Source organism: Rhizobium sp. P1_E1, from assembly GCF_056406015.1.
The window spans coordinates 35,024-55,912 of the sequence record NZ_JBFUAY010000009.1; the positions used below are offsets into that span (position 1 = coordinate 35,024).

The following is a 20,889-nucleotide window of genomic DNA, read 5'->3' on the forward strand; positions in this document are numbered from 1 at the left end:
AATTTAAAGAACGGGCCGGTTTATACTCACTCCGAGCCCGTTTCGCGTTCGATCGCCCGCCAGCCGATGTCGCGCCGGCAGAAGCCGTTTTCCCATCTCACCCTGTCGAGCAGCGCGTAGGCGCGGTTCTTGGCCTCGGCGACCGTGCCGCCTGACGCGGTGACGTTCAGCACGCGGCCGCCGGTCGCAACCAGTGCACCGTCTTTCAGACCCGTGCCGGCATGAAACACCTTCTCGCCCTCGCCTGCGTCAGGCACGGAAAGAATCGGCGTGTTCTTCTCGTAGGCGCCGGGATAACCCTTGGAGGCCATGACCACCGTCAGTGCCGGATCGTCGTTCCATTCGGCCTTGACCTGATCGAGCGTGCCATTGGCGGTGGCGAGCAGCAGCGGCAGGAGATCGCTCTTCAACCGCATCATCATCACCTGGCATTCGGGATCGCCGAAGCGGACATTGTATTCGATCAGCTCCGGCCCCTTCTTGGTGATCATCAGCCCGGCGAAAAAGACGCCGGAGAAGGGATGACCGCTCTCGGCCATGCCACGCATCGTCGGCTCGATGATCTCCTTCATGGTCCGCTCAACCATTTCGGCGGTCATGACAGGCGCCGGCGAATAGGCGCCCATGCCGCCGGTATTGACGCCGGTATCGCCCTCGCCCACCCGCTTGTGATCCTGGGCGGTTGCAAGCGGCAGCGCATGTTTGCCATCGCAGAGGCAGAAGAAGCTCGCTTCCTCGCCATCGAGATAGGCTTCGACGACGACTTCGGCGCCGGCAGCGCCAAAGGCGCCCTCGAAACAGTCGTCGACCGCCGCCAGCGCCTCGTCCAGCGTCATCGCAACCGTCACGCCCTTGCCGGCGGCAAGACCATCGGCCTTGACGACGATCGGCGCGCCCTCTGCGCGGATATAGGCTTTGGCCTTCGGTCCATTGTTGAAACGCTGGTAGGCGCCTGTCGGAATGCCGTAGCGGGCGCAGATATCCTTGGTGAAGCCTTTGGAGCCCTCGAGCTGGGCTGCGGCAGCTGAGGGACCGAAAACCACAAGGCCATCGGCGCGCAACCGGTCGGCGAGGCCGGCAACCAGCGGCGCCTCCGGGCCGACAACGACGAAATCGATCGCCTTGTCCTTGCAGAAGGCCGCGACCGCTTCGTGATCCTCGATGTCAACCGGCACGAGGACGGCGTGTTCGGCAATGCCGGGATTGCCGGGTGCGGCGTAGAATTCCGTCATCAACGGCGATTGCGCCAACTTCCAGGCGAGCGCATGCTCGCGTCCGCCCGATCCGATCAACAGAACCTTCATGCGCGACCCTTTCCTTTTCTGTCTGGCGGTTAAGGGCCAAGGGCTAAAAGGTCAAGCGGGAAAGCTTACCAGCCCCCGCCTCCACCGCCTCCGCCGCCGCCTCCCGACGAGCCGCCGCCGGAAAAACCGGAGGAGGAACTCGATGGCGGCGGCGCGGGAATCGTCGACGCGATGGTCGAGGCCATGGACGAGGAAAAGCCGCCGATGCGATCGGAAAAGCTGCCGCTGTTGAAATTGCCGGAATACCAGGTGGGCGCATAGGCAGCAGCCGCGCCGGCAGCGGCCGCCGCAAGCCAGGTTTCGAAAGTGCGCGACCAGGGCTTTTCGACGCCGAGCGCCACCGCATAGGGCAGCAGCGTCTCGAAATGCCGCGGCGACATTTCCGGGGCGCCTGCCGTGTTCATCCGGTCCTTCTCGGCAAGCGTCAGATACTGGCGCAGGCCGTCTATGCCGTCCATCATCTTGGCGCCGAGGGGGGTCGGCGCGCCCATGATGAAGAAATAGAGGATGTTCAACAGCACGATGCCGCCGACGGCAAAGAGCATCGGCGTTTCGTGCAGTTCCACCAGCGAGGAGGCAAGCGCCAGAACCATGGTCGCCAGAATGCTGATGCCGACGAAAACGCCGACGGCGGCGACGATGATGGCGATGATCTTGCCGAACAGTGATTTGCCGCGATGCAACGACCTGACGAGGCCGGCGGCGAACACCGCGACGAAGACCGAGACGGCGCTCGGGATCAGCATCAGCGCGATGGTGTCGGGCGCCAGCGAACCGAAGACGAACAGGATCACCAGGGCCGCGGCGCTGAGCGCGATGCCGCCTGCGGTATAAGCCAGGTTGGAATTGTAATATTTGCCACGATGCTCCTTCTCGATCGCCGAGCGGAAGGCCTGGCCGACCGATTTCACCCGCTCGCCATTCGCCTTGTCGATCGTCAGCGTCGAACCGGCACCGCCGGCAACCTTCAGCAGTTCGATTTCGCCGGCCTGGAATTTCTCCTTGCCGAGCGGTTTGCCGGTGCCTTGGATGACGATCGAATTCTTCAGGTCTTCGAGCTTGACGTAGCCGCGGACGGCAAGATTGAGCGCGGTGGCGGACAGCGCCGTCCAGCCCTCGCCGGAGAAGCCCTTATTGTCGATATAGTTGACCAGCGCCGGCGAGATACCATCAGGCGCGTCCCAGCGCGGCACGACGACGCCACGGGCGGGATCGCGGCCGACCTTCAGCCAGGAGCGCGTGTAATAGGCGAAAACGAGGATCAGGCCGCCGAAGCCGATGAAATAATTGCGGTTGTCCTTCAACCACCAGGTGCTTTCCATATCCGCGCTCGGCGGATCGATCGAACCCTTCGGCAAGCGGATCGCGAAGGTCAGGCCTTCGTGGGCATCAAGCGGCGCGGTGGTGGAAAAGGCCAGGCCAGCGCCGGTTTCGCTGACGCGGGCATTCTTTTCCGTCGCACCTTGGGGGCCGGTGAAGAAGGCCGTCTCCGTCGCGCCGACGCCGGGCGGCAGCTTCACCGTCGCGGTGGCCAAGCGGATCGGGAAGATCCAGCCATTGCCGGTGACGTTCCAATAGAGTTCGTCGTGATCGTCGAAATAGCGGATCTGGCGATTGGTCCTGTAGGTGAAGACGTATCGATGACGGCCCGGCGTCACGGTCACGTCGGCAGAACCGGCATAGATGCGGATGCCGCCTGATATCGATTCGGTGTGCCAGGGCTCGTTATCGCCATCGCGCTGGACCGACACCATATCGAAATCGACGCTGCGACGGCGGCCCGCGGCATCGGTGAAATAGAGCGGGAAATCACGGAAGATGCCGTGGTTGATCTGATTGCCTTCCGCGATGACGGTGATCGTTTCCGTCACCGTCATCGCGCCACTTTTTTCGAGCGCGATGTCGGAGGCAAAACTGTCGATCACCTCGGCGGCAAAGGCCGCCGGGGCGGCGAGCATCAACAGCAGTGCAAAGCAAAATCCGAAAAACCGACGCCCCATCCCTGTCTCCCGCCGGCAGCCTCGGCTGCGCGTTTCGTCAATCGTTGTCCTGATAGGTCACGCCGAGTGCCGCCAGCGTCCGCCAATAGGCGGGGAAGGTCTTGCCGACGCAATCGGGATCGAGAATGGTGATGCCGTCGATCTTCAGCCCGGCGAGCGCAAAACTCATGGCGATGCGATGATCGGCGAAGCTGTCGATATCCGCCGGCAGACGCTTGCCGGCAAGTGCGGGATCCGACTGCACGATCAGATCGTCGCCGTCTTCGCGGGCGAGCCCTGAAACAATGCGGTTGAGGCCGGTCGAGAGCGCCCGGATGCGGTCGCATTCCTTGACGCGCAGATTGGCGATGCCGACGAAGCGAACCGGCGTCTCGTTGAAGGCGGCAAGCACGGCAAGCGTCGGAACGGCATCCTGCATCTGCGAGCCGTCGATCTCTGCCGGCAGATGCGGGAATTTGGCGATGATGTCATAGGCGCGCGCATCGGGCTGCGAGAAGGTATCGGAGGGAACACCGAGATCGATCGCGCCGCCGGTGAGAACCTCGGCCGCCCAGAGATAGGTCGCGGCCGAGGCATCGGGCTCGACGATGAAATCGGCAGCGCGGTAGCCGGTCGGCTCGACACGCCAGGTGACCGGGCTGGTCTTCTCGACCTTGGCGCCGAAGGCCTTCATCGCCGCCGTGGTCAGATCGATATAGCCAAGCGCGCCGATGTCCTCGCCGACGAGCTCGATATCGACCGGCCGGTCGCCGCCGGCCGCCATCATCAGCAGCGCGGAGACATACTGGCTGGACAGGCCGCCATCGATTCGGATGCGGTCGGCCTGGAAGCGGCCGGTGCCCTTGACGGTGACCGGCGGGCAGCCGGTCTCGGCGGTCGCATCGATGCCGAGCGTGCGCATCGCCTCGACCAGTGGGCCGATCGGGCGCTTGCGCATATGTTCGTCGCCATCGACGATGACGGTGCCGTCGACCAGAGCCGCGGCCGCTGTCAGGAAGCGTGTCGCCGTGCCGGCATTGCCGAGGAAGACCGGCGCCTTCGGCGGCAGCAGCCTGCCGCTGCCGGTGACGACGAAGCTGGTATCGTCAGGCTCGTCGATCGCGACACCCATGGCACGCAGCGCTTCGGCCATATACCGCGTATCATCGCTCTTCAGAGCCCCGGTCAGCCGGCTGGTGCCCTTCGCAAGGCCGGCGAGCAGCAGGGCGCGATTGGTGATCGACTTGGAGCCCGGCGGCATGGCGCGGCCGGAAAGCGGCTTGCCAGGCGGGATGATCGTGAGTTTGGCTGTGCGTGTCATGCTGTTTCTTCCGTCCATGGGGCGACCTTAAAGCGCGAAATGCTCTAGCCGGCCGCAAATCTGCCCTTGCTCTTAATCGCTTTCCGGCAAAGGCAAAATGCCGGATCGTCAGAATTTCACGGTGGGGACGGCGCGATCGGCCTCGTTGGTGATTTCGAAATATTCCCGTTTCGAAAATCCGAACTGGCCGGCGACGAGATTGGACGGGAAGCTTTCGACCTTGACGTTCAGGTCGCGGGCGGCACCGTTGTAGTAACGCCGCGCCATCTGCAACTCGCCTTCCATGGTTTCCAGCGAAGCCTGGAGCTCGGCAAAATTCTGGTTGGCCTTGAGATCGGGATAGGCCTCGGCGAGCGCGATGACACGACCGAGCGCCTGGCCGAGCAGGCCTTCCGCCTGCGCCCTGCCGGCGACATCGCCTGATGGAACGGCCTGCGCCTTGTTGCGGAGCTCAACCACCTCTTCGAGCGTCGACTTTTCATGGGCGGCATAGCCCTTGACCGTCTCGATCAGGTTCGGGATCAGATCGGCGCGGCGCTTGAGCTGGACGTCGATGCCCGACCAAGCCTCTTCCGCCATCTGCCGCGCGCGAACCAGGCCGTTGTAGATGAAGATGAGATAGAGCGCGACCAGAACGATGACGCCAAGCGCAATAAACATCGCGAATTCCCCCGCAGCGAAGTAATGTCCGCGCGGAGACTACGCGGGTTTGCCGGCTGCCGTCAAACGCCGATATCCGCGACGATTCGGGGTGCCCGACCAGCCGTCGATATCGACGATACGGCTGGCAGGCTGTTGCGTTACGCCGCCTCTTTGCCCAGGTTGACGCCGCCGGCATCGGTCAGCAGGAAGGCTTCACCACAGGCCTTTGCGAGCGTGCGAACGCGCAGGATATAGCTCTGGCGCTCGGTGACCGAAATGACGCCGCGGGCATCGAGCAGGTTGAAGACATGGCTTGCCTTGATGCACTGGTCATAGGCCGGGAAGACGCATTTGTGCAGGCGCTGGTTGGCGTTGTCGCCCGGCGCGCCGGCATCGAGCAGCGCCCGGCATTCCTTTTCGGCATCGACGAAATGGCGATGCAGCATCTCGGTATTGGCGAACTCGAAATTATGACGCGAATATTCCTGCTCGGCCTGCAGGAAGACGTCGCCATAGCTGATCTTCTCGTCGCCGTCGCGGCCGTTGAAGTTCAGATCGTAGACATTGTCGACGCCCTGGACATACATGGCGAGGCGTTCGAGACCATAGGTGAGTTCGCCGGCGACGGGCGAGCATTCGATGCCGCAGACCTGCTGGAAATAGGTGAACTGCGAGACTTCCATGCCGTCGCACCAGCATTCCCAGCCGAGGCCCCAGGCGCCGAGCGTCGGGCTTTCCCAGTCGTCCTCGACGAAACGGATGTCATGCAGCAGCGGATCGAGGCCGATCGCCGCCAGCGAGCCGAGATAAAGCTCCTGCAGATTTGCAGGGTTCGGCTTCAGGATGACCTGATATTGGTAGTAATGCTGCAGCCGGTTCGGGTTTTCGCCATAGCGGCCGTCGGACGGGCGGCGGGACGGCTGAACGTAAGCCGCCTTCCATGGCTTGGGGCCGAGGGCGCGCAGCGTGGTGGCCGGGTGGAAGGTGCCGGCGCCGACTTCCATGTCGTAGGGCTGCAGCACCGCGCAACCCTTGTCCGCCCAATAGCTATGCAGGGTCAGGATCAGCGCCTGGAAAGAGCGCTTCGGGTTCATATGGTCTGGAATAGCTGACATCGAACGGCACCGATTGCTGGGGAATTATCGGCGCGACAGGTGCCATGGAGGGCGGCGGGGGTCAAGACTTTTGCAGCGATGAAGAGGCGTCGAATGCCGATGGGGAAGAGGAAATCCGCTGCCCCTCCCCCTCACCAACCGGGTGAGCGGCAGTGCGTGGCGACGCCTCTTATTCGCCCTCGCGCTTCAGCCGGTATTCTCCCGTTGTCGGGTCCTTGACCAGCGTGCCGATTGCGCCGGTCTGGCGCTCCTTTTCAGCGCGGCGCGACTTTTCGGCGAGCTTACGGGCATCGGAGACGAAGCGTCGGTAGAGCCACCAGGCTGAGAAAACCAGAATCAGGATGGTAATTAGTTGCGGCATGCCCCTCTCTTGCTCCCTTCAAAGCCCGAAACGACTCCACAATGCTCTCTCTTCCGCCGCTTCGACAAGCCCCGTYGCGAGACCGGATGCAGCRCCTTCGARYGAGACCGGCGAYACRCCKGGAATCCGGCGRCCGAACAGGCCGCGGCCGGCGGTGACGAGCTCCAGCTTGGTCTTCTGGCCGTAGCGCCTTTTCAGYTCCTGGCGCATGTCGCCGAGGCCRTCGATSAGGCCGAGYTCSAGGCCGCGCGTGCCGCTCCAGAACAGGCCGGAAAACACCGCCGCATCRTCCCTCAGCTTGCCGGCGCGACGTTCGCGCACCATKGAGATGAAGACCTGATGGATTTCGAGCTGCAGGCTCTTCAGRTACTCGATRTCCTTTTCCTTTTCCGGCTGGAAAGGATCGAGGATCACCTTGTTTTCGCCCGCCGTATAGACGCGGCGTTCGACGCCGATYTTCTTCAGSAGTTCGGGAAARCCGAARCCGCCGGAGACGACGCCGATCGAGCCGACGATGGAGGTRGCRTCGGCRATGATCTCGTCGCCGGCMAGSGCGATCATGTAACCGCCSGAGGCGGCGACATCCTCRACGAAGACCAGMACCTTCTTCTGCTTCTCGCGAGCGAGCTCGCGAATGCGGGTGAAGATCAGGCGCGACTGGACGGGCGAGCCGCCCGGCGAATTGATGGAGATGGCGACCGCCGGCGCGTCCTTCATGGCGAAGGCTTTTTCCAGAACCGGAGAGACATTGGCGAGATTGAGGGTCGGCCTGAACTGGCCGCCGCCGCTGATGATCGCCCCCTGCAGCCGGACGACCGGGATGGTGATGCCGTCCTTGCGGAACCGTTTCGGCAGCAGTTTTCTCAAGAATCCGGCCATTTCCCATCCTTCGCTTCGGGTCGCACGATCGCAGTTTACGATCGGCATCCATGTATGCGCTGGAACGGCAAACGCAATGGCCGCGTTCCTGAAAATAGCAGGTTTGATTTTTGTTGTTGCGAATGACTTGCATTATCATTCTAATTCGTCATAGTGCCCTGACGATAAAACAGGTGGAAATCGCATGGACGTCCTCAATCCGAATGCAAAGAGCGGCTGGCGGCACGAACGCGGAGAGGGATCGCTCTCCGATGTCTACCGCACCGTCGGAACCGGGCGTCACAGCTCGAGGTGGCGCAGGGCAGCAGCCTTCGCCGGGCCGGGCTACATGGTCGCCGTCGGTTACATGGACCCGGGCAACTGGGCGACCTCGCTCGCCGGCGGCTCGAAATTCGGATACGCACTGCTCACCGTCGCACTGCTTTCCAACCTGATGGCGATCGTGCTGCAAGCGCTCTGCGCCCGCCTGGCGATCGCTTCCGGGCGCGATCTTGCGCAGGCTTGCCGCGACGCTTTTCCGAGATATGTCTCGGTACCGCTCTGGGCCCTTGCGGAAATCGCCATCATTGCCACCGATATCGCCGAGGTGATCGGCACGGCGATCGGCCTCAATCTGTTGATGGGCATCCCACTGGAACTCGGCGTGCTGATCACCGCGCTCGACGTCTTCGTGATCCTCTTCCTGCAAAAGCTCGGCTTCCGCTGGGTGGAGGCCTTCATCATCGCGATGCTCGGCGTCATCGCGGTCTGCTTCGGCGTGCAGATCCTGCTTGCCGACCCACAGTGGGGCGCCGTCCTCACCGGCTTCTTCCCGACCACCGACATCGTCACCAATCCGGAGATGCTCTATCTGGCGCTCGGCATTCTCGGCGCGACCGTCATGCCGCACAATCTCTACCTTCACTCCGGCATCGTGCAGACGCGGGCCTACGGCCATACTGTTCCCGAAAAGAAGGAGGCGCTGACCTTTGCGACGATCGACTCGACGGTCGCGCTRTGTTTCGCGCTTCTGATCAACGCCTCGATCCTCATCCTTGCGGCGGCCGCCTTCAATGCGCACGGCAAGACCGACGTCGTCGAACTCGGCGAGGCCCATTCACTGCTGTCGCCGCTGCTCGGCCTCGCTATCGCGCCGACGCTCTTCGGCATCGCGCTTCTCTGCTGCGGCCTCAACTCGACGGTGACGGCAACGCTTGCCGGCCAGATCGTCATGGAAGGCTTCCTGAAGATCCGGCTGAAGCCCTGGATACGCCGGCTGATCACCCGCGCCATCGCCATCGTGCCGGCGGCGATCGTCACCATCTGGTACGGCGACCAGGGCACGGCGCAGCTTTTGATCCTCACCCAGGTGGTGCTCAGCCTGCAGCTTTCTTTCGCCGTCTTCCCGCTTGTCATGTTCACCGCCAGCAAGGCGAAGATGGGCGAACTGGTGGCGCCCCGCTGGCTGAGCGGCATCGCCTATCTGATCGCGGTCGTCATCGCCGGGCTGAACGTCAAGCTGCTCTTCGACTTTGTCACCGGCTAAAGCGTGAACTTACCACTCTAAAGCCTGGCGTAGGCCGCCCGGCCATTGTTGAAAACATCGACGAGAGGGGAGAACTTGTGGCTCCCCTCTTCGTGCATGATCAGAGGGGCGCGCAGCGACAGCCGCGCCCGCGATCCCTTGATACCAGTCACCAGGATACGGACGGCGTTTTCGCCCGGACGCGGGTGGATAGCGGTGATCTCGATGCCGCCGAAGCGCCGGCCGCAGGCGGCAACGATCTCGGCGATCGACTGAGGCCTGGCGATCAGCGACAATTGCCCGCCTGGGATCATGATCGCGCCAGCCGTGCGGATCCAGCTTTCGAACAGGCCGTCGGTCATCGCATGGGCTTCGGCCTTCAGCGCATCCGGCGTGCGCCGGTCGCCGGCGTCGTTGAAGGGCGGGTTCATGATGACGTGGTGGAAGCTCTCATCGGTGAGTCCGGCATCGTTGCGCGCCTTGGCGGTCAGCGTCACATCGGCCTCGACGACGCTGACGCGGCCGGCGACATGGGCATTGTCGGGCAAGAGAATGCTGCGGCGGGCATAATCGGCCATCTCGGCTGAGCGCTCGAAGAGCACCACTTGCGTATCGGCAAGCCGCGAGGCGACGGCAAGGCCGGCAGCACCGGCGCCGGCGCCGAGATCGGCAACCCTGACCGGGCGATCGTCGGCGACCAGAGCCGCAAGCAGCATCGCATCCATGCCGGAGCGATGGCCCCTGCCCTTCGGCTGCACCACCTGAAAGGCGCCGCGATGAAAGGCATCGATGGTGTCAGCGGTTTCCCCGGTCATCGGAGCTCACTTCCGCTCGCGCAACTCGCCGCCGAGACCGGCATCGGTGAGGATGCGGCGCGCCTGATCGGCCATCTCCTCATCCACCAGCAGGCGACGCGACAGCATGCCGAGCGAGCCTTCCAGCACGCTCATGCCCTGGTCGGCGATGAAGCAGTGAATTCCGGCATCCTTCATCAAACTCTCGGCATAAGAGAGCAGAACGGGGTCGTTGGCGCGGATAAGCTCATGCATTTGCCGTCGTTTTCCTTCCAATTTCGCTCAGCGCGACAATTCACCCCTTGCCGCGTCCATCGCCCCTTTCTATTGTCAGGTGCAAAGAATGAACAGGAGTCCGGGTCGTTGGGCGTGGTCATACCGCTTGAAGAAAGCAAAAACAAACTGGCATCCATCAAGCCATTGGTCGATCTCACCAGGGCGGACATGGAGCGAGTGAACCAGCTCATTCTGTCCAAGGCCGGCTCCGACGTGCAGATGATCCCCGAAGTGGCAAACCATCTGATCTCGTCCGGCGGCAAGCGGCTGCGGCCGATGCTGACGCTGGCTTCCGCCTCGCTGTTCGACTACAGGGGCGAAAACCACGTCAAGCTCGCCACATCGGTCGAGTTCATGCACACGGCGACGCTGCTGCATGACGACGTCGTCGACGAAAGCGATCTGCGCCGCAGCAAGCCGACGGCGCGGATGATCTGGGGCAACCAGGCAAGCGTGCTGGTCGGTGACTTCCTGCTCGGCCAGGCCTTCCGCATGATGGTCGATGTCGGCTCGCTCGATGCGCTCGACGTCTTGTCTTCCGCCGCCTGCGTGATTGCCGAAGGCGAAGTGCTGCAGCTTTCGGTCGCCAAGAACATGGAGACGACCGAAGACGATTATCTCTCCGTCATTCGCGCCAAGACGGCCGCCCTCTTTGCTGCCGCCGCCGAAGTCGGGCCGATCGTCGCAGAGGCCGGCCGCTCCGGCCGCAATGCGCTGAAATCCTACGGTATGAATCTGGGGCTCGCCTTCCAGCTCGTCGACGACGCGCTCGACTACGGCGGCAAGGCTGCCGATCTCGGCAAGAATGTCGGCGACGATTTCCGCGAGGGCAAGATCACCCTCCCTGTTATTCTCGCCTATCGCCGCGGCACCGAGGACGAGCGCGCATTCTGGCGCGATGCGATTGAAGCCGGCAACAGCACCGACGCCAACCTCGAAAAAGCGCTGGGGCTGATCACCAAATATGGCACGCTCAGCGACACGATCGGCCGCGCGATCCATTATGGCACGATCGCGCGAGACGCGCTTGCGCCGCTTCCGGATACGGTGTGGAAATCCGCCCTGATGGAAGTGATCGACTTCTGCATCGAGCGCGTCAATTGATCAAACGTCCTTGATCGCAGGCTGATTTTCTTGCGGCGCCGCTTCAAAAAAGCCATCCTGTTATGAATCAGTGATCGCAACTTGTTTTGCGGCCGGCACCATTGTCGGGACGCTGTCGAAGAAAGGTTTCCTAATGCGGCAGAGACTTGCCATCCGTCTTCTTACGAGCGCAGCGCTTGCAGCTGTCCTTTCGCTGGGCAGTGTCGGCGGCGTGAACGCCGAGGATGCGGCCAAGGCAGACGATGCCGGCACGGCCGCTCACTTTGATGCCGATAGCGTTACCAGCTTCTCAGGCGCCTTCCTTGCCGCGCGCACGGCCGATGTCGATCATGACTACGAAACGGCGATCGAGCTCTACAAGAAGGCGCTGCAGATCGAGCCCGGCAATCCCGAGATTCGCCAGCGGCTGATGATCTCGCTGCTGCTCAATGGCGACATCAAGGAGGGCGTCAAATACGCCAACGACCTGAAGGGCGATCCTTCCGTCGAGCGCATCACCACGATTGTGCGCGGCATGGATGCCGTGCGCCGCGACGACTACAAGACCGCCGAGTCCATCCTGAAATATAAGGGGCCGAACGATCTCGACCGGATGATGAACGACCTGCTGCTCGCCTGGGCGCGTGTCGGCGCCGGCCGCGGCAAGGAAGCGCTCGCCATGGTCGAGAAGATGAAGGGGCCGGACTGGTTCCGCATCTTCCAGAATTACAATGCCGGCGCGATCGCCATCGCCATCGGCGACGTGAAATCCGCCCGCCAGCATCTGAACGATGCCGTGCTCGACAAGGAAGGCGGAGCGACGGCGCCCGATACCTTCATGCGCGCGGTTATGGCTCTTGCCCGCCTCGAAGCAACACAAGGCAACAAGCAGAAGGCGCTCGACGCCGTTTCCGTCGGCGACAACCTGCTGCCGAACTATGCGCCGCTGAATGCGCTGCGCGACAGCGTCGAAAAGAACGAGAAGCAGGAACAGCAGGTCAAGACGGCCGAAGAAGGGGCTGCCGGCGTGCTCTTCTCCGTCGGTGGCGCGCTGAACCGCGACGGCGCCGAGGATATCGTCTCGCTTTACCTGCAGACGGCCAATGCGCTCGATCCGAACAGCGCCGATACGCTGGTGCTGCTCGGCGGCATTGCCGAGAAGCAGAACCAGATGGACCGCGCCATCGCGCTCTACAAGAAGGTACCGGAGAATTCACCGATGCGGCGCATCTCCGAGCTGCAGCTCGGCCTTGCCCTTGCCCAGGGCGGCAAGGTGGATGAGGCGCGCAAGCACCTGCAGGCGCTGATCGCCTCCGACCCGAAGGACATCCGCAGTTACCTCGCCTATGGCAGCGTCCTTTCCGACGCCAAGGACTACCAGGCGATGGCCACCAATTACGACAAGGCCGTCGATGCGATCGGCCCCATCCCCGGCCGCGCCAACTGGAGCGTCTTCTTCCAACGCGGCATCGCCTATGAGCGGCTGAAGAAGTGGGACCAGGCGGAACCGAACTTCCGCAAGGCGCTGGAGCTCAATCCCGACCAGCCGCAGGTGCTGAACTATCTCGGTTATTCCTGGATCGACATGAACCGGAACCTCGACGAAGGTCTCGGCATGATCAAGAAGGCCGTCGATCTTCGCCCTGACGATGGTTACATCATCGATTCGCTCGGCTGGGCCTATTTCCGCCTCAACCGCTTCGACGATGCCGTCGACGAGCTGGAACGGGCCGCACAGATCAAGGCCGGCGACGCGACGATCAACGACCATCTCGGCGATGCCTACTGGCGCGTCGGGCGCAAGCTCGAGGCTGTCTACCAGTGGAACCGGGCGCTCAGCTCGGAGCCTGAAGCCGCCGAAATTCCGAAGATCAAGGACAAGGTCGCCAACGGCCTGCCTCCCGCCAGCGACGATGCCAAGGCGGCCGACAAGAAGCAGCCGGATCCGGCACCCGTCATCCCGCCGCCGGTCGACAAGAAATCCTGAAGAGGGCCTTGAAGAGGGCTTGGCCGCTTCGAGATCAAAGAAGTAGAGCATGATGTCGTCCGAAAACCGCTCAGACTTTTCGGCATCATGCTCCAGCATCTCCGAGGAAGCTCGCGCGAAAATCAACCTGGCCCTGCATGTGACGGGCCAGCGGCCGGATGGCTATCATCTGCTCGATATGCTGGTGACCTTCGCAGATCATGGCGACCGGCTGGACTTCATGCCGTCGCCGACCGACGAATTTACCCTGTCTGGCCGTTTCGGCGAAACACTTGCCGGCGACGGCGGCACCAACCTGGTGCTGAAGGCGCGCGATCTCCTGCGCGAGGCGATCGGTCCCCTCGCCTTTCCCGTCCGTATCCAGCTCGAAAAGAATCTGCCGGTTGCCTCCGGCATCGGCGGCGGCTCGGCCGATGCGGCCGCGACGCTGCGTGGGCTGATGCGGCTCTGGGGCACGAGCTTGCCCGAGGAGGCGCTCGCAGCTCTGGCCCTGAAACTCGGCGCCGACGTGCCGATGTGCCTTGCGAGCCGGCCGCTGATTGCCCGCGGCATCGGCGAAAAGATCGAACCCGTGCCGGAGCTGCCCGTCCTTGCCATGCTGCTCGCCAATCCGCTGAAGGGCGTCTCGACGCCCGAGGTTTTCCGCCGGCTGGCGACAAAGAACAATCCGGCCCTGGGCCTGCCACCGAGCCGGCCTCAGGCTGCCGACTGGCTCGCGGCGATTGCCGCTGCCCGCAACGACCTGGAGCCGCCGGCGCGCGAACTCGTGCCGGAGATTGCGGCGATCTCGGCGATGCTGCAGGCTCACGGCGCGCTTTTGACCCGCATGTCCGGTTCCGGCGCCACCTGTTTCGGCATCTTTGCGACCATGGCTGCTGCCGAAGATGCGGCGGCAGCTCTTCACGACGAGCGGCCTGACTGGTATTTCCAGGCGACGGAAACGGTTTCGGGAGGCGCATGATGGCAGGTCTGGACGAAAAGCGGCCCTTCATCGCGGTCGGCATTGCGGTTCTGACGATCTCGGATACCCGCACGCCGGAGACAGACAAGTCAGGCGACACGCTGGCGGCGCGGATTACAGAGGCGGGCCATAGGTTGGTCGACCGGGGGATCGTGCCTGATGATCGCGCGGAGATTGCCGCGCGGGTGAAGGCCTGGACTGACAGAGAAGACATAGACGTGGTCATCACCACCGGCGGCACCGGCTTTACCGGCCGCGACGTGACACCCGAGGCGCTGGAGCCTTTGTTTGAAAAGCGGATGGACGGTTTTTCCGCCATCTTCCACCGGATCTCCTACGAGAAGATCGGCACGGCGACGATCCAGTCGCGCGCCACGGCAGGTGTTGCCAACTCCACGTTCATCTTCGTGCTGCCGGGCTCGCCCGGTGCCTGCCGGGATGCCTGGGACGGCATTCTGAAAGGACAGCTCGACTACCGCAGCGCGCCGTGCAATTTCGTCGAGATCATGCCGCGTCTGGACGAACACCTGAAACGCGGCGCGACGAAGTAGGGCATGGTTGCCCCTGGCGAACCAGGGGCATTCACTATGTGGCCAGGCCCGGCAAGACGGGCATGGTGTCCCAGCTATCACCCGACAGCAGAACGCAGCTTATGCCGTGAACATCCGTGACGATGAGGGTCCAGGTGCCGCTTTCGGCGGCATAGACCTCAAGAATGGCGTTCTCGTTGATCAGTCCGACTGCCGTGAGCTTTTCGGCGAAGTTTTTGTCCAGGAAATTGACGATTTCGGGTCGGCCTGCGCAACTGCGCATCATCTGCGATGCTGCCGAATGCGGATGCGCGATCACCAATGTCGGCAATATGACGGCTATGAGGCCGTAGATCATACTGCGTACCATGACGCACCTCCTTTCGCCGGAAACCCGGCAGAAGAGGAGATTTTCGCTGACCTGTTCTGCCGATCACCGGCATTCCATGGCCATTCCGTTGCGAAGCGAGGCGCTTCGACGGCGCCATGTTCGAATTATAGCGCGAAATCCTATTGGGCGCCATCTTTTGCTCATGGAGAGGTTTGCGGCACTTACCGTGCAGCGCGGGCAACCCAGGACGGAATCAGTTCGCTCGCGAGTTTGCGCGGCTTCTGGCCCTTGACGAATTCGGTAAGCCGCATCCCGCTTTTGGCGATGGCGAGCGCCTGCTTCTTCGGCAGGAGAAAGCCGAGTTCCAGCGGCGGCACGGCACGGCCGACACGCTGGAAGAACGGGCGCCTGTAACCACGCGAGGCGGTGAAGCGCGCCGGCAGCTTGTTCAATGCGACATATTCGGCGATCTCATCGATCCAGCCGGCCTGAGGTCTCGCGCCTGGCTCGACGAAGAGCAGCCATTCGCCGCGGGCGGAGCGGACGATGTCCTTGATATCCCATTGCGAATGGAAGCGGCAACCGGCGGCGTCGGCCACCCGCGAGGTGCCGTCGCGCGAGCCGTGATCGAGCACGACCACATCGCTCACCAGCCCCTCCACCGCGCCTGCCACCAATACCGATAAGGTCTGCGCCAGCTCAGATTCCTGATCCTGACATTCGAGAACAACCGTCAACATTGACCATTTATAATGCGCCGCACAAATTTTTGCCAGCACCGTTTTCCTCATTTTGTTCTTGCATTGTTCTTGTTTTACAGATAGGAATTTAATCAGCAGAACGGGCGGAGGCGATGGCTTTCCGCCACGGGAGAATCCGATGAGAGAGCAGTCCCTGGCAGGGCAGGCCGCATTCGCGCCTGCCAATACGGCAGATATTGCCGATGCGATGATCGTTTCCTCCGGTCTGAGAGTCGAGGTCGATCGGCGGCGTGGACGTGGGGCGGGGCTGAACCCGACAGGTCGGTTCGAGGCGCTGCAGCGGGAGACCGTCGACGATGGCTGGCAGACGTGGGAAGAGCTGCCGCCCTTCAAGACAGAAGTGCAGGTCGAGAAGCCGCGCACGGCAATCACCMGCAACGAATCGCCGGACATTCCCTTCGACCGCTCGATCAATCCCTATCGCGGCTGCGAGCACGGCTGCATCTATTGTTTCGCCCGGCCGACACACGCCTATATGGGGCTTTCTGCAGGGCTCGATTTCGAGACGAAGCTCTTTGCCAAGCCCGATGCGGCAAAACTCCTGGAGCGGGAACTCGCCAAGCCCGGCTACAAGGTGCGAGTGATCGCGATCGGCACCAATACCGATCCCTATCAGCCGATCGAGAAGGAATGGCGGATCATGCGCGGTATTCTCGAGGTGTTGAACAAGGCGAACCATCCGGTATCGATCGTCACCAAGTCGGCGATGATCCTGCGTGATCTCGACATTCTGCAGGAGATGGCAGCTAAGAACCTGGTGCGCGTCGGCATCTCGGTGACCACGCTGGATCGCAAGCTTGCCCGGACGATGGAGCCGCGTGCCGCCACGCCGCCGCGGCGGCTGGAGACGATCCGCACCCTTGCCGAAGCAGGCGTGCAGACGGCTGTCATGGCCGCCCCGCTCATCCCGGCGCTGAACGACCACGAACTTGAGCGCATCCTCGAATCGGCAAAGGCTGCCGGCGCCGCAGAGGCGAGCTATGTCATCCTCAGGCTGCCGCTCGAGGTCAGCCCGCTGTTTCGCGACTGGTTGCTGCAGCATTACCCTGATCGTTACCGGCATGTGATGTCGCTGGTGCGCTCGATGCGCGGCGGCAAGGATTATGATGCCGAATTCGGCAAGCGCATGAAGGGCGCCGGCCCCTATGCCTGGCAGATCGCCCGGCGTTTTGAAATGGCAGCCCGACGTTTCGGCCTGACACGCCGCAGCGTGCCGCTGCGCGACGATCTGTTCGTGCCGCCCGATGGCAGCGGCGTGCAACTGTCGCTGCTCTAACCTTTTGTTTTTACGCAATTCCGGACGGAAAACCGCGCGGCACTTTTCCTGGAATTGCCTCTAACCTTTTACGCAATTCCGGACGGAAAACCGCGCGGCACTTTTCCTGGAATTGCTTCGAGCTTGCGCATCGGCTCTCGAGAAAACCGCCTGTTTTCGAGCCCGAGCGCAATTCCCGCGGATGGCCCTGACCGCCACCATCCGCCGGAGCGTCCCCGGCCGCCGCCCTGATCCGGGGACTTGCGGGCAATCGGGTTGGCGTGCGAGGTTCAGCCGCATGAAACCTCGCACGTCACCCGATTCTCCCCTGCTTTTCGACACGGTTCCGCTCGTGCCGGATTTCCGGCTGGAACTCAAAGCCCGCAAGGCCGGCCACTGGCCGGTTGCCGGTGCCGACGAGGCAGGCCGCGGGCCGCTGGCGGGACCGGTCGTTGCTGCTGCGGTCATCCTTGATCCCCGGCGCATCCCTGAGGGTCTGAACGATTCCAAGCAGCTTTCGGCGCAACGGCGCGAGGAACTGTTCGTACAGATCCTGGCGACGGCGACCGTCTCCATCGCCTCCTCCAGCTCGACGCGCATCGACGAGACGGATATCCGCAAGGCAAGCCTCGACGCCATGCGCCGGGCCATCTGCAGCCTCGCCATTCCGGCAAGCTACGTGCTGACCGACGGGCTGGATGTGCCGCCCGGCCTTGATTGCCCCGGGCAGGCCGTGGTCAAGGGTGATGCCCGCTCGGTCTCGATCGCCGCCGCCTCGATCGTCGCCAAGGTGACGCGCGACCGGATGATGGCACGAGCGCATAATGTATTTCCGGATTACGGTTTTGCCGCGCATGTTGGCTACGGCACGGCGCAGCACCGCGCCGGCATCGAGAGGCACGGCCCCTGTTCCCTGCACCGGATGAGCTTCAGGCCGTTGCGAAAGGTCGAGGACGGTCCTGAGACGGACGAGCTGCTTTCCGAATAGGCCATTCAAAAAAAGCCAAGCAGAGGAAAAAACCGCTCAAACGAAAAGGCCGGGACATGCCCGGCCTTTCCTCTCAATCTTTTTCGAAGCGCTCAGTTGAGCCGCGTCTTGACCTGGCCGACGGCATTGCCGAAGAGCTCGGACTGAACCTTGGCATCGGCCTGCTTGGCAAGCACGGTTTCTGCGGCGGCGATCGCCAGATCGACAGCAGCGGAACGTACCGCCTTCATCGCTTCGGCCTCGGCCTGCTTGATCTTCTGCTCGGAGAGCGCCGTGCGATTGGTGACGAATTCTTCCGTCTTCTTCTTCGCTTCAGCAGTCAGCATTTGGGCTTCGCGCTCGGCGGCGGCAACGATATGGGCCGCCTCGGCTTCCGCTTCCTTGCGCTTGCGCTGGTATTCGGCGAGCAGGTGCTGGGCCTCTTCGCGCAGACGCTTGGCTTCGGCCAATTCGTTGCGGATCTGGTCGGCGCGGTCGTCGAGCGACCGTGCCATCATACCCGGAACCTTCAGGTAAACGACCAGCGCCAGGAAGAGGACGAGGCCGACAAAGGCGAAGAAAGTCGCGTCAAAGGCAAATTCCATCGATCAAGCCTCCTTCTTGGCAGCCGCGACGGCGGCAGCGACATCGGCCTTGGCAACGGTGCCGCCGATCAACTGATCGACAACGGCAGCCGCCGTTTCCTCGGCAATGGTGCCGACGTCGGCGAAGGCCTTGGCCTTGATCTCGCCGATGCGGAGCTCGGCAGCCTTGATCTTTTCCGACAGGCTCGCCTCGACAGCGCGACGATCCTCTTCGGCCTTGGCCTTGGCGGCGTCGCGGGCGGCGGCGCCGATCGCGTTGGATTTGGCGCGGGCAGCGGCCAGTTCACCTTCATAGGTCCGGACGGCGGCGTCGGCTTCCGCCTTCAGGCGGGCTGCCTCTTCCAGATCCTGGGAAATACGCGTGTGACGCTGATCAAGGATGGCCCCGATGCGCGGCGCGATGACCTTTTGCATGAGCAAATAGAAGACGCCGAACGTGATCACCAGCCAGAGCAGCTGGGACGCGAAGGTCGTCGAATCGAAAGGCGGGAAAGGGCCGCGGGCGTGTTCGCCTTCGGCAACACCAGTCTCGGTATGGACCTCGCCTGCGGCCGGAGCGGCGTGCGCGTCCGTACCCGTCGCTGCCGCCGGTGCTTCCTCAGCGTAAGCCGGGGTCACAAAAAACATGCTCACCTCCAGGTGGACTGCAAATGCAAAGGATCACGGCTTGCGGTCGCAGGCCGTGATCCATCTATTCGCCGATATCAGACGGCGAAGAGGAGGAGGAGAGCGACGAGCAGCGAGAAGATGCCCAGAGCTTCCGTAACGGCGAAGCCGAATACCAGACGGCCGAACTGGCTGTCAGCGGCAGACGGATTGCGCAGAGCGCCGGAGAGGTAGCTGCCGAAAATATTGCCGAGGCCGAGAGCCGTACCGGCCATACCAAAGCAAGCCAGGCCTGCACCGATGTACTTTGCTGCTTCCGCTTCCATGTTGAACTCCTTTGAAATGGTTGTTGCGGCGAATGACTGACGCCCTTTGACGTCGATGTCGTTATCCTTAGTGCCCGCCCGGATGGATTGCGTCGTTGAGGTACATGCAAGTCAGCACCGCAAAGACGTAAGCCTGAAGGAAGGCGACGAGGAACTCGAGACCGGTCAGGGCGACGGTCATGATGAGGGGAAGAACGGCGCCGCCGACACCGACAGCACCAAGGGCTCCGAGCGAGGCGACGAAGCCTGCGAACACTTTCAGCGTGATGTGACCGGCGAGCATGTTCGCAAAAAGACGAACAGAGAGTGAAATCGGACGGGACAGGAAGGAGATGATTTCGATCGTGACGACCAGCGGCAGCAGAACGCCCGGYACGCCCGAGGGCACGAAGACATTCAGGAAGTGGAAGCCGTGCTTATAGAAACCGTAGACGAGAACCGTACCGATAACCAAGAGCGCCAGCGCGAAGGTGACGATGATCTGGCTGGTGACCGTGAAGAAATACGGGAACATGCCGAGCAGGTTCGCCGTCAGAACGAAGGTGAAGAGCGAAAAGACCAGCGGGAAGAACTTCATTCCCTGCTTGCCCGCGCCTTCCTTCAGCATGTTGGCGATAAACTCATAGGACATTTCCGCGACCGACTGCGAACGGCCCGGCACGATGGCGCGGTTCGAGGTCGCGAAATAGAGGAAGCCTACGGCAACGGCAGCCGAAGCGGCCATGAAGAGCGATGCATTGGTGAACGAAAAATCAATTCCGCCGATTTCGATCGGCACAATCTTCTGGATCAGGAACTGATGAGTCGGATCGTTAGACACCGCTTGTTCTCTCTCGTTGGCCCGCAGGACGCGGGGTCATTGCACTGGACCGGAACCGGTCCTTATTTCTTGTCGTCCTTGTCGTCCAGGGGATGGGCCACCACCCCCGCAGAACGCAGCACGTTCAGAACGCCGGCACAAAATCCGAGAAGCAGAAGAACAATCAAACCCCAAGGCGCCGTGCCAACAAAACGGTCGAGGAGATAGCCAAGCAGAGCACCGACGACGATTGCGGAAATGAACTCGCTGGAAAGCTTCATCGCCTGGGCATAACCTTTGCGGCTTACCTCGGCGCGGGCTTCCCTAGCCTCGTCTTCTCCCGTCTCGACGCCCTTGGTCGCGAGTTTCGCTCCCAATTGCGCACGGCGCTTTTCAAGACTTTCCTCGCGGTCGTCCGCCATGGATCTCTCCTCGTCTGCCCGTCGCCCGCACTCCCGCTACCCCGGTCATTCGGACCCCGGACACGAAGGTTGAGACCCTTC

General features: G+C 62.6%; 23 protein-coding genes. 7 read left to right on the forward strand and 16 right to left on the reverse strand.

What is annotated here, in order from left to right; translation table 11 throughout:
• Positions 1-26 precede the first annotated feature (26 nt).
• From purD to AC1D1Z_RS05950, 7 genes are all read right to left on the reverse strand, one after another.
• The gene (gene purD, locus AC1D1Z_RS05920) at positions 27-1,304 is read right to left on the reverse strand and encodes a phosphoribosylamine--glycine ligase (RefSeq protein WP_446947603.1); all 1,278 of its coding nucleotides are present in this window, start codon (positions 1,302-1,304) and stop codon (positions 27-29) included.
• 65 nt (positions 1,305-1,369) lie between these two features.
• A complete protein-coding gene (locus AC1D1Z_RS05925) occupies positions 1,370-3,304 on the reverse strand; it encodes a DUF2207 domain-containing protein (RefSeq protein ID WP_446947602.1) in 1,935 nt (644 codons plus the stop codon).
• 37 nt (positions 3,305-3,341) lie between these two features.
• Positions 3,342-4,604 (reverse strand): 3-phosphoshikimate 1-carboxyvinyltransferase, encoded by a 1,263-nt coding sequence (locus AC1D1Z_RS05930; protein ID WP_446947601.1) that lies wholly within the window; start codon positions 4,602-4,604, stop codon positions 3,342-3,344.
• 108 nt (positions 4,605-4,712) lie between these two features.
• A complete protein-coding gene (locus AC1D1Z_RS05935; RefSeq protein ID WP_018245022.1) occupies positions 4,713-5,264 on the reverse strand; it encodes a LemA family protein in 552 nt (183 codons plus the stop codon).
• Between the two features lie 140 nt (positions 5,265-5,404).
• The gene (locus tag AC1D1Z_RS05940) at positions 5,405-6,361 is read right to left on the reverse strand and encodes a glycine--tRNA ligase subunit alpha (RefSeq protein WP_018245021.1); all 957 of its coding nucleotides are present in this window, start codon (positions 6,359-6,361) and stop codon (positions 5,405-5,407) included.
• Positions 6,362-6,530: 169 nt separating this feature from the next.
• Positions 6,531-6,722, reverse strand: coding sequence for a hypothetical protein (locus AC1D1Z_RS05945; RefSeq protein WP_446947600.1), 192 nt, complete (start codon positions 6,720-6,722; stop codon positions 6,531-6,533).
• A gap of 18 nt (positions 6,723-6,740) precedes the next feature.
• Positions 6,741-7,601 (reverse strand): S49 family peptidase, encoded by an 861-nt coding sequence (locus AC1D1Z_RS05950; protein WP_477849820.1) that lies wholly within the window; start codon positions 7,599-7,601, stop codon positions 6,741-6,743.
• Between the two features lie 184 nt (positions 7,602-7,785).
• On the opposite strand from AC1D1Z_RS05950, the gene AC1D1Z_RS05955 reads away from it, so the two are divergent.
• Positions 7,786-9,126: an Nramp family divalent metal transporter gene (locus AC1D1Z_RS05955; RefSeq protein WP_018245019.1), complete on the forward strand. Its 1,341-nt coding sequence runs from the start codon at positions 7,786-7,788 to the stop codon at positions 9,124-9,126.
• A gap of 17 nt (positions 9,127-9,143) precedes the next feature.
• On the opposite strand, the gene AC1D1Z_RS05960 is transcribed toward AC1D1Z_RS05955, so the two are convergent.
• Together AC1D1Z_RS05960 and AC1D1Z_RS05965 are read right to left on the reverse strand one after the other, a co-directional pair.
• Positions 9,144-9,920: a tRNA1(Val) (adenine(37)-N6)-methyltransferase gene (locus tag AC1D1Z_RS05960; RefSeq protein WP_446945289.1), complete on the reverse strand. Its 777-nt coding sequence runs from the start codon at positions 9,918-9,920 to the stop codon at positions 9,144-9,146.
• A 6-nt stretch (positions 9,921-9,926) separates the two neighbouring features.
• Positions 9,927-10,154, reverse strand: coding sequence for a putative signal transducing protein (locus tag AC1D1Z_RS05965; RefSeq protein ID WP_003545870.1), 228 nt, complete (start codon positions 10,152-10,154; stop codon positions 9,927-9,929).
• A gap of 108 nt (positions 10,155-10,262) precedes the next feature.
• Between AC1D1Z_RS05965 and AC1D1Z_RS05970 the strand changes: the two genes are divergently transcribed.
• The 4 genes from AC1D1Z_RS05970 (at position 10,263) to moaB (ending at position 14,757) form a co-directional block, all read left to right on the forward strand.
• Positions 10,263-11,279 carry a polyprenyl synthetase family protein gene (locus tag AC1D1Z_RS05970; RefSeq protein ID WP_018245017.1) on the forward strand — a complete coding sequence of 339 codons (1,017 nt, stop codon included), beginning with the start codon at positions 10,263-10,265 and terminating at the stop codon, positions 11,277-11,279.
• Between the two features lie 133 nt (positions 11,280-11,412).
• Positions 11,413-13,245 (forward strand): tetratricopeptide repeat protein, encoded by a 1,833-nt coding sequence (locus AC1D1Z_RS05975; RefSeq protein WP_018245016.1) that lies wholly within the window; start codon positions 11,413-11,415, stop codon positions 13,243-13,245.
• Positions 13,246-13,294: 49 nt separating this feature from the next.
• Positions 13,295-14,206, forward strand: coding sequence for a 4-(cytidine 5'-diphospho)-2-C-methyl-D-erythritol kinase (locus AC1D1Z_RS05980; RefSeq protein ID WP_182563909.1), 912 nt, complete (start codon positions 13,295-13,297; stop codon positions 14,204-14,206).
• Positions 14,206-14,757: a molybdenum cofactor biosynthesis protein B gene (moaB, locus tag AC1D1Z_RS05985; RefSeq protein WP_018516570.1), complete on the forward strand. Its 552-nt coding sequence runs from the start codon at positions 14,206-14,208 to the stop codon at positions 14,755-14,757. The genes AC1D1Z_RS05980 and moaB overlap by 1 nt, the downstream gene beginning before the upstream one ends.
• Positions 14,758-14,791: 34 nt before the next feature.
• Here moaB and AC1D1Z_RS05990 read toward each other — a convergent pair whose 3' ends face one another.
• Positions 14,792-15,106: a hypothetical protein gene (locus AC1D1Z_RS05990; protein ID WP_026231129.1), complete on the reverse strand. Its 315-nt coding sequence runs from the start codon at positions 15,104-15,106 to the stop codon at positions 14,792-14,794.
• Between the two features lie 182 nt (positions 15,107-15,288).
• Entirely contained in the window at positions 15,289-15,807 is a 519-nt protein-coding gene (locus tag AC1D1Z_RS05995) for a glycosyltransferase family 2 protein (protein WP_018245012.1), read from the reverse strand.
• Between the two features lie 139 nt (positions 15,808-15,946).
• Between AC1D1Z_RS05995 and AC1D1Z_RS06000 the strand changes: the two genes are divergently transcribed.
• Both AC1D1Z_RS06000 and AC1D1Z_RS06005 read left to right on the forward strand, forming a co-directional pair.
• Positions 15,947-17,104, forward strand: coding sequence for a PA0069 family radical SAM protein (locus AC1D1Z_RS06000; RefSeq protein ID WP_477849826.1), 1,158 nt, complete (start codon positions 15,947-15,949; stop codon positions 17,102-17,104).
• A 277-nt stretch (positions 17,105-17,381) separates the two neighbouring features.
• Entirely contained in the window at positions 17,382-18,071 is a 690-nt protein-coding gene (locus tag AC1D1Z_RS06005) for a ribonuclease HII (protein ID WP_018449358.1), read from the forward strand.
• A 92-nt stretch (positions 18,072-18,163) separates the two neighbouring features.
• Here the strand turns inward: AC1D1Z_RS06005 and AC1D1Z_RS06010 are convergent, their stop codons facing one another.
• The 5 genes from AC1D1Z_RS06010 to AC1D1Z_RS06030 form a co-directional block, all read right to left on the reverse strand.
• The gene (locus tag AC1D1Z_RS06010; protein WP_018245009.1) at positions 18,164-18,655 is read right to left on the reverse strand and encodes a F0F1 ATP synthase subunit B; all 492 of its coding nucleotides are present in this window, start codon (positions 18,653-18,655) and stop codon (positions 18,164-18,166) included.
• Between the two features lie 3 nt (positions 18,656-18,658).
• Positions 18,659-19,282: a F0F1 ATP synthase subunit B gene (locus AC1D1Z_RS06015; protein ID WP_018245008.1), complete on the reverse strand. Its 624-nt coding sequence runs from the start codon at positions 19,280-19,282 to the stop codon at positions 18,659-18,661.
• 77 nt (positions 19,283-19,359) lie between these two features.
• Positions 19,360-19,587, reverse strand: coding sequence for a F0F1 ATP synthase subunit C (locus tag AC1D1Z_RS06020; RefSeq protein WP_003545854.1), 228 nt, complete (start codon positions 19,585-19,587; stop codon positions 19,360-19,362).
• 67 nt (positions 19,588-19,654) lie between these two features.
• Positions 19,655-20,407 (reverse strand): F0F1 ATP synthase subunit A, encoded by a 753-nt coding sequence (locus AC1D1Z_RS06025; RefSeq protein WP_018245007.1) that lies wholly within the window; start codon positions 20,405-20,407, stop codon positions 19,655-19,657.
• Between the two features lie 62 nt (positions 20,408-20,469).
• Positions 20,470-20,808 carry an AtpZ/AtpI family protein gene (locus tag AC1D1Z_RS06030; RefSeq protein WP_012756239.1) on the reverse strand — a complete coding sequence of 113 codons (339 nt, stop codon included), beginning with the start codon at positions 20,806-20,808 and terminating at the stop codon, positions 20,470-20,472.
• Between the last annotated feature and the right edge of the window lie 81 nt (positions 20,809-20,889).